Genomic DNA, 11964 nt, shown 5'->3' on the forward strand with positions numbered 1-11964 from the left:
TGACGTGGTTAAAATTGAAACTAAAAAGTTTTTGGTTTTCGGCGTTGACAGAAAAAACTTTCCGTTCGGTTTTGAGTTTTCGCAAAAAGTTATTACGGGAAATGCAAAATTTGAAACTGCAAATATTCTTAAAAAAATTGCAGGCAGAAGTTCATCTGCCCGCAAATATGCAATTAACTTAGTTCTTTGTTGCAGCACTCAAATAACGTTCGCCACTATCAGGAAAAATTGCAATAATCATTTTGCCTTTATTTTCTTCCCGTTCGGCAAGGCGGGTTGCTGTCCATAAAATGGCAGCGGCTGAAACACCGGGGAATATTCCCTCTGTAGTTAAGAGATCACGTTGAACATTAAGAGCATCCGCAGTGTCGAGTGAAAAAATTTCATCAACCACTTCTGCCGCATAGTTCTTGGGCAGAGACTCTGGAGGCACTTCGCTTACCTTGTGCACGCCGTCAATTTCATCGGGATATGGATTTTCTTCACTTGGAAGCGAGGTTTCTGCCGGTTCTGCAATAACGACTTTGATTTTCGGATTTTTCGATTTCAAATATTTTCCGGTTCCCGACACTGTTCCGCCTGTACCCATGGCACAGACCAGAATATCCACTTGGCCGTCTGTATCTTCCCAGATTTCAGGGCCGGTCGAGACAATATGAACCTTCGGATTATCGGGATTGGCCAATTGGTCGATAAAAAAGGCGTTCGGGTTTTCCGAAACGATGCGGGCAGAGATTTTTTCCAATGCTTCAGGATCCATAAAAAAAGCATTTTCAACCGCAATCACTTCTGCACCATAAAGCTTGAGAAGTTTTATTTTGTCGGCACTGATATTATCGCTTACATAGAATTTCGTTGCATAGCCTTTGGCTGCTGCCACAGCGGCAAGCGCAATGCCTGTATTGCCACTTGTAACGTCGACAATGGTATCGCCCTTTTTCAGCTTGCCGGATTTTTCCGCTTCATTAATCATATTCAAAGCGGCCCGGTCTTTTATACTGCCTGCCGGATTGAGATATTCCAGTTTGGCAATAATACGCGATTTTAATTGATGTTTTTTGCCGTAATGATGAAGTTCGACAAGCGGGGTCTTGCCAATAAGATCGGTGATATTGTGATGGATTTTCATGGGATAACGCCTCCACTATTCGTCAGCCATGCCTTCGGGATTGGTTTTTGAAACGTCTAACGCTTCATCTTCAACATGCCATCTGGCGAGGATTTTTCCGTAAGCGCCCGACTTTATAAGTCCGTTGATGGCAATAGTTACCGGTTCTGCAAGGCCACTTGATTTTCTGGTCACAACTGAAACATCCGACCGATTTGGCCAACCGGCAATAAGGGTTCCGGCTTTGCGCAAGTTATTGTCACGCAATGCCATATAAACGAGTTGCGCATGCGGGCCCACAATCACATCTGCCCGCCCTGACTGGAGAGCAAGAAGTTTTGCTGCACTATCGTCATAGTCCTGAAGCTCGATCGGTTTAAGTTTTTCACGGGTAACGATTTCATTCCAGCGCAACATAATACGTTCCTGATTGGTACCGCCACCGACGATAACCCGAAGTCCGGAAAGATCTTCAGGCTTTTCAATTTTTTTAATCGGGCTATCGCTTTTTACATAAAAACCGTGAATGCCTTGACGATAGGTCGAGAAATCGAACTTTTTCTTGCGGGCTTCAGTGACACCGATATTGGCAATAACGGCGTCATATTTGCCCGATGACAGGCCAAGTGACCAGTCAATCCACGGGATAGGAACAAGCTCGAGCTGTTTTCCCAAACTTTCAGCTATAGCCGAGGCAACGTCCGCTTCCGAACCGATGGGCGTTTTTGCGTCACTTGCATAAAACGATAATGGTGGATCACTCGGGGCAACAGCAATGGTCAGTTTGTCTTGATTGACGAAATGATAATCTTGCGGAATTGCTTTGATTGCATCGTCGTTTTTTTCGACGTGAATACGCCCCTTCTGTTCGGCAGAAGTGTCAAAAAAAGGCTTCTGGTCAAGCGCTGAAGCGTTGAGCACCGTTTCGGCGAGGAAGACGATGAAAAATAACGGAACGAAAATTTTGGTCTTCTTCATGGGAGGCCTCACGGTTAGGATGAAAACTTTATCTCTTTTGACCCGAGTTCGACTTGCGCCGAACTCTCTTTGTCCGGACTTTCATTTTGCCTAGCTTTTATTTGGCTTGCGGTTTCGGCAAACCGGGAGGATTGATTTGCGATTGCGAAATGCCTTCTTCCCAGAGGTTCCAACGTTTCAGGATTTTTTCATAGGTACCGTCGGCGATAAGGTCGTTGATGCAATCTGCAACCGGTTTGGTAAGCGCGCTGTTTTTAGGCAGACCGACGGCGATATCGGCGGTCAATGGCCAGCCACCATTGATAGTACCGACGAGCCTTGTTTTACCGGTTGTGGCCGCTACGAGTGATTGCATGGCGTTGACACTGAAAATGGCATCGGCGCGGTTGCTGTCGAGAGCCAGTGTTTGTAGGGCACGGTCGTCATAATATTGTACTTCAACCGGTTTTAAGCCGGCTTTCACATTTTGATCGTTCCATTGCAAAAGCAGTTTTTCCTGATTTGTACCGGCATCGGTAATTACGCGCAAACCGGCAATATCTTTTGCTTCTTTGATTTCTTTGATGGGGCTCGATTTCTTGACATAGATGCCGATGACGTCGTGGCGGTAGGTAGCGAAATCGAATTTTTCTTTGCGCTCTTCGGTCACTGTCAGATTGGCAATAACACCATCATATTTGCCGCTTGATAGACCCAAAGGCCAATCGGCCCAATTGATATTGATGATTTCGAGTTTTTTCCCCATACGTTCAGCGATGGCTGAAATAATATCGGCATCCGATCCTATCCATGTTTTTGCGTCGCTTGCATAGTCGTGCAAGGGAAGGCTGCTGTTTGTGCTGAATGCGATTGTCAATGTATCCTTTTTCACAAAAGGCACATTGGCAACTTCATTGGCGCGTTCCTGACTAAAAGTCGTATGCGGGCGACCGGTCTGTTCCACGGATAGATCAAGTGGCACAGTTTCCGACCAAGAAGCTTGCGAAAATGTCAAACTGGCCGCAATAAGTATGGTTCTGACGCCGAAATTATTACCGAATAAACTCATAAAAAACCTCATGATATTTGGCAAATTGCCGATTTTTCAAATTGTCGTATTATTTCAAAACCTTGTTTAAAAAGGCTTTTGTTCTTGCCTGTTTTGTGTGGTTGAAGACCTCGTCGGGTGTTCCGATTTCGTTTATTTTTCCATGTTCCATGAAAACAATTGTATCTGCGACATCACGGGCAAAGCCAATTTCATGAGTGACAACAATGAGCGTCGAACCGGAGCGAGCCAATTCTTTGATAACATCGAGAACCTCTCCGACAAGCTCGGGATCAAGCGCAGATGTCGGTTCATCAAAAAGCAGAACTTTAGGGCGAAGCGCCAATGCACGGGCAATGGCGACACGTTGCTGTTGCCCACCTGAAAGCTGCCGCGGATAGACACCGGCTTTGTCTTTCAAGCCTACCCGTTCCAGAAGATCGAGCGCTTCCTGAACAGCGATTTTATAGGGAGTGTGTTTGACTTGTGTCGGCGCCTCAATAATGTTTTCAAGAACAGTCAAATGCGGAAACAAATTGAAATTCTGGAACACCATGGCGATCTCTGCGCGCTGTTTCAGAATATCTTTTTCTTTCAGTTCATAAAGCGTATTTTGTTCTCTGCGATAGCCGATCAATTCGCCATCAACATCGATAAAACCGCTATCAACACGTTCAAGGTGATTGATCGTTCTAAGGAGTGTGGATTTGCCCGAGCCTGAGGGCCCCAGAATAACAGTTACACTCCCTGCCGGCACGCTAAGACTGACATTGTCCAACACCTTGTTGGAGCCGAAATATTTCGACACATTGTGAACATTGACTTCTGCACCTTCACCCGAATAAAGATTGCCGAAAGCAGTATGCTGGCACTCGTCAAGCGAGGGAGCTTCGCCCTCTGCCAAGTCTTCAATTTGATCGCTTAACGTCAATTTGTCTTTCGCTGCCGACGGGGTTTTGAAAAACGGAAAATGACGGGCAAGGTTACCGAGACTACGTTCAATCCGTGAAAAAGCAAGTTCTGACGGATTGCGCACGGCACCTTTGGCGTAAATGCTTTCAATATAATATTGAACAATTGAAAGCACGGTCATAATGACAAGGTACCAGACGGTTGCAACCATCAAAAGCGGTATGACTTCGAGATTGCGCCGATAGATAACCTGAACAGTGTAAAACAATTCCGGCAAAGCCAAAACATAAACCATAGAGGTTCCTTTGGCCAAACCGATAATTTCGTTAAAGCCGGTCGGCAAAATCGTGCGCATGGCTTGCGGCAATACAATGCGCAAGACTTGGCGTTTTTTTGATAAGCCGAGGGAAGCGGCGGCTTCGTGCTGTCCGTTATCGACCGACAAAATGCCGCCGCGAACGATTTCAGCAAAAAATGCCGACTGGTTAAGCGTCAATCCGATGAAAGCGGCAAGAAAAGGCGTCAATAGTGATACCATCGGGTAATTGACGAGTACTTCACCATTCAACGGATTGGTAAGGCGGACGCTTTCGTAAAGATAACCCAGATTGTTGAGAATAAGCAAAAGCACGATGAGCGGTATAGAACGCAACAACCAGATATAGCTCCATGATAGGCCGGAAAGCAGTGGCGATTTTGAAACACGTGCCAGTGCCAGACAGGTTCCGAGTATCGAGCCGGATATCGTCGCAAGAATGGTCAGCAAAATCGTCCGCCCGAGACCGGCAAGAACCGGTTCGGATAAAAACCATGTCGCGAAAACAGACCAGCCCCATTTTTCATTCGTGAAAACCGAATATAGAATGGCCCCGATAACGAGAACAGAAAACACCGTACCCAGCATTCGCAACGGATAACGTGCGGGAACAACCTTGCAATCCGAATATTGCTTTTCTTCAAAGTTGAAATTGGCAGATAGATCGGGGGTGTGAATATCTGTTGTTGATGACATGGTTACTCCTTTTCAAAGGCTTTTTGGCGACAATGCGCTTTGCGCTTTGACAGGCGAAAATGAACGAAGCCGGTTATCGCGTTCGTTGTTGTTTTCGGGGTGTTTATTGCTAATGTCTTTTTCAAACGGCAAATGCCGGTAGGCTTCCCAATCGCCATTCAAATCGAACAGATTGGTATAGCCGTTTTTCAAATAGAGATTGACAGCTTCCGGCTGGCGGAAACCCGTGGTGAGATAAAGTCGGCGATAGCCTTGCCGGCGCGCTTGCAATTCAAGTTGTTCGAGAATAAGCGCGGCAAGCCCTTGGCGGCGATAACCGTTATCAATCCAGATACGCTTGAGTTCGGCAGTCGTTTCATCGTAAAATTTGAAAGCACCGCCACCGATTGTCTCTTCTCCGTCAATCAAGAGAAGGAAATTTCCCCTTGGCGGAGCAAAATCTTCGGGCGGATAACGATCAAGCTCGGCTTTTGCACCTTCTTCATCATAAAAATTGCCGTAACGGCTGTCATATTCTTCTATCAGGGCGGCGCGCAGCCGCGCTGCTCGCGGATCCTTAAGGCTGGTAAAGATAAATTGTTTCATTTTCTTTTCCCCCCTCAGGAATTGGCCGCAAGGGGAAGAACATCGTTATTTTCCCTTGCCAGTTGAATGGTTGTTTTTTGACTAGCACTATCGGCTGGTTGTTTTTTGATGAAGGGCGTGAATTGGTTGACGGCTTTTTCAATACGGGCAATAAGATCCTGCGAGCGGATTTCATTATCCGGCCCGAAATCACGTGCTGAGGCATAAATTGCTGTCGGCAGACTATGAGCCATGAAGAAACCGAAAAGCGGACGCAATTGATGTTCAACCATCAACGCATGACGGTCGCCGCCACCGGTTGCAGAAAGCAGTACAGGTTTTCCATAAAGTCTTTCAGGCTCGATAAGATCGATGAAATGTTTGAACAATCCCGGATAACTGCCTTTATAGACGGGACTGCCGATAACAAGTGCGTCTGCCAATGTCAGTTCTTCGATAATTTGCTGGCCTTTCGGCTCAAGCTTATCGGCGCGTTGGGCAAGACCGAGTGTGTTTCCGACATCAAGAAGGTCGTATGTTACAACCTCTGTGCCGAATTTTTTAGCAACTTCTTTGCCAATATAATTGACAAGAGCGGTGGTTTTTGATGGCCGGTTGAAACTGCCGGAAAAAACAATCACTTTACCCATTTTCTTATCCTTCCGGCTTCAAGCCGCAACAATTTGCTGTTTTTCGGCATAACGGTTCGAGGGAATGGCAAGGCCGAGATTTTCACGCAATGTGTTGTGATGGAGCTTGCGATCGAAATAGCCGCGTTCTTCAAGACGAGGCAGAATTTCGGTAGAAAAGTCATCAAAGCCTTGGCCGCTTACCTGCATGGTCAGAATGAAACCGTCGGCCGCGCCTTTATCGAACCATTCGATGATGCGGTTGGTGACCTCGTCATAACTACCGATAAAATCACCGTGCTGGGTGGTTTCATTAAGTGCCACTTCGCGTAAAGTCAGGCCTTTTTCTTTTGCCTCTTGCTTGATGCGATCGCTCGTTGAACGGAAGCTGTTTTTGCCTATGTCACCAAGTTCGGGGAAAGGTTTGTCAAGGTCATATTGGGCGAAATCATGATGGTCGAAATAACGGCCAAGATAGGCAAGCGCATCTTCAATGTTGACGAGATTGCGTATCGCACGGAACTTTTCTTCCGCTTCATCTTTGGTGCGCCCGACGATCGGGTTTATGCCGGGGAAAATTTTCACATCATTGAGTGAGCGGCCATGTGCAACCGCGCCATCTTTGACATGTTTGGCATAGTTTTTTGCCCCTTCAATATCTTGAATGTGGGTAAAGACTGCCTCGGCATATTTGGAGGCAAAATGGATGCCGGATTCGGAAGCACCCGCCTGGAAAATGACCGGTTCACCTTGTGGAGAACGCTGGATATTGAGCGGTCCTTCAACCGTGAAAAACTTGCCGTGGTGATTGACGCGGTGCATTTTTTTCGGGTCGAAAAACTGGCCGGTTTCACGGTTGCGAACAAACGCATCTTCTTCCCATGAAGACCATAACCCTTTGACAACATCAATATATTCACTGGCAATTTCATAACGCAATGTATGATCGGGGTGAGGGCGGCCATAGTTTTTGGCTGTGCCTTCAAGCGGAGTTGTTACAATGTTCCATGCAGCCCGCCCGCCACTTAAAAGGTCGAGCGAAGCAAATTGGCGTGCTACTGTGAACGGGTCGCTGTAAGAGGTTGAAACAGTGCCCCCGAGACCGATTTTTGATGTATGAGCCGCAAGAAACGACAGCAGAGTGAGAGGTTCGAAACGGTTTAAAAAATGCGGGATCGATTTTTCATTGATATAAAGCCCGTCAGCAACAAAAACGAAGGCTAGCCCTTCGGCTTCGGCGCGTTTTGCAAGATCGACATTGTAAGCAATATTGACACTTGCGTCTGCCGGAACAGAAGGATGGCGCCATGAATTCATATGGCCGCCTGCACCATGAAGCATGATGCCGAAATTGATTTTATTATGCGTCATCTTACGTCTCCTCGATAGGGTTCAGGCAGCAATTTTTTCTTGCTCGAAAGCAAGTGCGCCTATTGCATCAATTCGTTCTTCAACACTGCTTGCAGGCAACTCCAACATGAATTCTCCGATACCGAATTGATGATGAAGGGCTTGAAGCTCTTTGTTTACTGTGGCTGCTGTGCCAGCGATAATTTGTGTATGGTGTTCTTCGATCGTGTAATCGGAACGGCCGGACAAACGCCCGAAATCTTCTGCCGCTTCCAAAGTGGTGAGGGAGAACACTTTGCCATCGGAAAAATGGATTTTATAAATGGAAATGGCATTGGCACGTTCTTTCGCGCGCTTGTCGGACTGGTCGATAACGGCTGCAAGTGCCAATTGTGGCACGCCGCCCGACGTCGCACGACGAAAAGTGGAAACAGTATTTTTCAACTTTTCTTCGCTGCCGTTCAAATGTCCGGCATAGCTGAACTGCCAGCCGAGACGTGCAGCCAATTTTGCACTTTCTGCACTTGCTCCAAGCAGAAATGTGCTTGCACGGACTTCAGGTTTGGGCGTTGCAGCCAACCCTTTGAAACGGCCTTCCTTTATTTCTTCCCCGCCAAGGAGTCTATCCAGAAGTTCCAACTTCTCTTCGAAACCGATACGTTTGTCATCGGAAAATTCGGCTTGCAAAGCTGCGGTTGTGTGTGGCAAGCCCCCCGGTGTTTTGCCGATGCCGATATCGACGCGCCCCGGTTCGATCGCTGAAAGCACATTGAAAACTTCCGCTATTTTGTAGGGGCTATAATGCTGTAGCATGACGCCCCCCGAACCGATACGGATTTTCCGTGTCGCTGCCAAGAGATAGGCAACAAGTATTTCCGGTGCACTTGACGCGAATTCTTTGGAATGATGATGTTCGGCAACCCAGAAGCGGCGAAAGCCTGCGGCTTCTGCAGCACGAGCTGTTTCAACAGCGTTTCTTAAGGCTTGACCGGCATTGCGGTTGACATCAAGCGGGCATTTATCCAAAAGGCTTAAATCATAGACCATTACATAATCTCCTGCCGGTTAAACTGTGTTCGAAGTCCTTTTTCTTCCGGACATCGTGTTGACATTTATAATCGGCGGAGATTTTTGATTTTGGTAGCCTAACTATTCTATAGATTCTGATAATGTTGAAAAACATTTCCCGCTTTTATTGATTATTTAAATTCCGATAATCATGAAGCGGTCAAACAAAGTCGTATAACTCTCTCACCCAAAATTTTATGTGAGGTCATCATGTCAAAAGACATTCTTTTTCTATTGCCAAAAGCGTTCAAAGACGCAAAACAGCCCGACAAAATTTTTTATTGCCCGCATTGCCTGCCGATAGAAGGCGCGCTTTCCTCTTATAAAGATAAGCTTCGCGAGCTTGATGTGCGTTATGCAGATTTTCCGCGCCCGCGTGAAGAAGTTATTGCCATTGCCGGTGAAGATAACCAGTCCCTGCCACTTCTGGTTCTGGGAAAAGGTCGCACAACCAGCCATAAGACAGGTGAATATAACGGCCACCAGCTTGTTGCCGGATCTGCCCCGATATTGGCGGCTTTAGCGGAGCTTTACGGCATTCCGGTCAGCCATTGAGGTTGGCTCGCCAAGATTTAATGGCAGAATGGCATGATGATCATGCTTCGGGATTGATATTCTGATAGCCATTAAAAATGACGGAACGGTAAAATCTGTCGAAGATCAAAAGATGGTGGCAACAGGAAGTTTTGAATTGCCACCATATTTCGTTAAAAAATCGCGCAATCCGATTTTTATGGTATGTTATTCTAGCAGCATGTTTCTGCTCTTACGTGGTCGCCCCTTTTAATTTTTTCGCTGCGACTTTCTTATCGAAGAAGTGATGATGTTTGAACAACGGGCAGAGGAAGCGGGCAATATTTCATGCATCATTTACAAAACCCGAACGCTTTTCAGGATGATCGACTGGAAAATGACAAATGTGTTTTTCACGCTTTCTACCTCTTTATTTGAATAAATTTTTTGAAGCAGAGCGCCGGTTCATCATGATATAAGATGGTTTTCAAAATCACGCTCGTAAAAATATATCAAGTGGTTGGCCTTTTTTTAAGCTTTCAAAACAGAATAAATGCACTGTTGCTTTCCAAGGATTTATCAGCCATTTCGATAGAATAACAACGATCATTATCGTTTCGGTTTTGCCATAACACATATGTTTTAACGGGTAGCGATAAAAGTTGAAATGCGACAATGAATGGTGAACAGGCATTTGCAAACTGTGAGTTGCAAACGGGACATTGGGCACGAGGATGGGGTTGCGATCACGAACGGGTGGCGGATAATCTATCATTCCCTTTGGGCTTGTGAAAATGATTAGCCTTTAGAACACAGATTTTGAAATATTCTATATTATTGCGGACAAGTTGAAAAATAAACGTTCGGAAAAATAAAACGCTTTTCTGCCAAGCTTTGGTCTGCTATTATGATAAACGATTTTCGTTTTCGTTGCAGCGGATAGATATTGAAATAATGTTTTGAATTTACAGAAGGTATTTCTTTTGTAAATAATGTAAAGTTGTTCTTATAATTTTTTTAAATAAAAATATACTATTTTTTTACTGCGTCATTTTTTCATCTTGTTTTGTTTCCTTCTAAACACTAACTGAAAAAGACATCTCGAATGAAAGGGAGAATTTTCATGACGAATAAAGTAGCTGTAGTCACAGGTTCCGGACAGGGGATTGGTCGGGCAATTGCTTTGCATTTGGCAAAAGACGGCTTCAATATCGGCCTCGTTGATGTCAAGAAAGACAAGATTGCGGCTGTTAAAAAAGAAATCGAAGCTTTGGGGCAAAAGGCCACCACAATCATTGGCGATATTTCCGTGCGTGAAGAGGTTTATGGCGCGATCGAACAAGCTGAAAAAGACCTCGGCGGCTTCGATGTGATGGTTAACAATGCCGGTATTGCACAGGTCAATGCTTTGGCCGATGTAACGCCTGAAGAAGTCGAGAAAATTTTCAAGATCAATGTTCAGGGAGCCCTGTGGGGCATTCAGGCGGCGGCCAAAAAATTCATTGCGCGTAAACAAAAAGGCAAAATCATCAGTGCTTCTTCTATCGCCGGTCATGAAGGCTATGCAATGTTGGGCATCTATTCGGCAACGAAATTTGCTGTGCGTGCTTTGACGCAGGCGGCTGCTAAGGAATATGCTTCCCATGGCATCACAGTTAACGCTTATTGCCCGGGGGTTGTCGGCACAGATATGTGGGTTGAAATTGACAAACGTTTCCATGAAACGACGGGTGCGCCGCTTGGAGAAACCTATAAGAAATTTGTTGGCGGTATTGCGCTTGGTCGCGCAGAAACACCGGACGATGTGGCAAACCTCGTTTCATTCCTCGCAAGTCCTGCTTCCGACTATATTACAGGTCAGGCTATCTTGACCGATGGTGGTATGGTTTACCGCTAAGAAACTGAAACATGTGTGTTTTTGAATAATTTCTAATAGGGGCCGTGAATATTTCACGGCCTTTTCTTTTTAAAAAAGATGTTTTTGAATATTTGGTGAATAAAAATAACGAATTTTATTAGCAAACTAAGTAATTATTTTAAGTAAAATTTAAATTAAACATTATTTGTAATTCAAATAGATAATTTAATATTACTATATTTGATATGTTTATCAATGTGAATATATAAATAAAAAATAAATAATTAAATAATTGATACTTATATTTATTTTTAAAAAACTGAATCCAATTGATAAATGTCTAATAAAGTATGGCAATAAGAAAATAAAACTAATAATAAGCAATATAAAAATTTATAGTAACGTAATTTTGTAATTTTTTATAAAAATTTTCTCTTATTTTTTTAAATATAGAAATTTGATTTCAGATCATAGATGATCAACCGATAATTGCAATCTTGAAAACACATTTAGAAGTTGTATATTATAAAATTCAACTGAAAGTATAAAAGCCTATTGGAAACTTGGTAGGTGACAGACGGAATTTGTCTTTTCGGCGGCAGGTTCCTTAAAGTGTTTTCTGCGGGGGAAATCACAAAATATTGGGTGCTGAACGCGTGGCGCATCAATGCCACAGTATAGCAATTTAGTGATGTAGGAAACAGAATATGACAAAGTCGGATATCATCAAGCAGCATCCAGTCGTCAAGTTGACCGAGGGAAGCGGGTCTGTTGATAGTGGTGGCAAGCCGCACAATTTTGTTCTTACAGCAGACAAGGAAAGCATCACCAATTATAGCCGTGCCGGTAATGATCTGGTTATTGATTTTGCAGACGGGAAGACTGTCCGCATCAACAACTTTTTCAGTGCGGGACATCCGATTTGCAATTTGATTTTCATTGATG

At 44.7% G+C, this 11964-nt stretch carries 11 protein-coding genes; 3 read left to right on the plus strand and 8 right to left on the minus strand.

The features are described from left to right. Window positions 1-178: 178 nt before the first annotated feature. From PEB0122_RS04375 to PEB0122_RS04410, 8 genes are all read right to left on the minus strand, one after another. Window positions 179-1129 (minus strand): PLP-dependent cysteine synthase family protein, encoded by a 951-nt coding sequence (locus PEB0122_RS04375; RefSeq protein WP_075915608.1) that lies wholly within the window; start codon window positions 1127-1129, stop codon window positions 179-181. A gap of 15 nt (window positions 1130-1144) precedes the next feature. Continuing rightward, on the minus strand, window positions 1145-2086 hold the full coding sequence (locus tag PEB0122_RS04380; protein WP_075915610.1) for an ABC transporter substrate-binding protein: 942 nt from the start codon (window positions 2084-2086) through the stop codon (window positions 1145-1147). A 97-nt stretch (window positions 2087-2183) separates the two neighbouring features. Beyond that, entirely contained in the window at window positions 2184-3134 is a 951-nt protein-coding gene (locus PEB0122_RS04385) for an ABC transporter substrate-binding protein (protein WP_075869100.1), read from the minus strand. Between the two features lie 49 nt (window positions 3135-3183). Next, a complete protein-coding gene (locus PEB0122_RS11960) occupies window positions 3184-5037 on the minus strand; it encodes an amino acid ABC transporter permease/ATP-binding protein (RefSeq protein WP_075869099.1) in 1854 nt (617 codons plus the stop codon). A 12-nt stretch (window positions 5038-5049) separates the two neighbouring features. Further along, window positions 5050-5622 carry a GNAT family N-acetyltransferase gene (locus PEB0122_RS04395; protein ID WP_075869098.1) on the minus strand — a complete coding sequence of 191 codons (573 nt, stop codon included), beginning with the start codon at window positions 5620-5622 and terminating at the stop codon, window positions 5050-5052. Between the two features lie 14 nt (window positions 5623-5636). Beyond that, window positions 5637-6251, minus strand: coding sequence for an FMN reductase (msuE, locus tag PEB0122_RS04400; RefSeq protein ID WP_075869097.1), 615 nt, complete (start codon window positions 6249-6251; stop codon window positions 5637-5639). An 18-nt stretch (window positions 6252-6269) separates the two neighbouring features. Next, window positions 6270-7601, minus strand: a complete 1332-nt coding sequence (locus PEB0122_RS04405) for an LLM class flavin-dependent oxidoreductase (RefSeq protein WP_075869096.1) — start codon at window positions 7599-7601, stop codon at window positions 6270-6272. Window positions 7602-7622: 21 nt separating this feature from the next. Further along, entirely contained in the window at window positions 7623-8627 is a 1005-nt protein-coding gene (locus PEB0122_RS04410) for an MsnO8 family LLM class oxidoreductase (RefSeq protein WP_075869095.1), read from the minus strand. A gap of 231 nt (window positions 8628-8858) precedes the next feature. On the opposite strand from PEB0122_RS04410, the gene PEB0122_RS04415 reads away from it, so the two are divergent. The 3 genes from PEB0122_RS04415 to PEB0122_RS04430 form a co-directional block, all read left to right on the plus strand. Beyond that, complete coding sequence (locus tag PEB0122_RS04415) at window positions 8859-9203, plus strand: DUF3088 domain-containing protein (RefSeq protein WP_075869094.1); 345 nt, start codon at window positions 8859-8861, stop codon at window positions 9201-9203. Window positions 9204-10284: 1081 nt separating this feature from the next. Continuing rightward, window positions 10285-11058 (plus strand): acetoin reductase, encoded by a 774-nt coding sequence (locus tag PEB0122_RS04425; protein WP_225867785.1) that lies wholly within the window; start codon window positions 10285-10287, stop codon window positions 11056-11058. 668 nt (window positions 11059-11726) lie between these two features. Continuing rightward, on the plus strand, window positions 11727-11964 hold a 238-nt coding region (locus tag PEB0122_RS04430), incomplete at its 3' end, for a BapA prefix-like domain-containing protein (RefSeq protein ID WP_143238790.1).

The organism is Ditibartonella apis (assembly GCF_001952075.1).
Classification (GTDB): Bacteria; Pseudomonadota; Alphaproteobacteria; order Rhizobiales; family Rhizobiaceae; genus Bartonella; species Bartonella apis.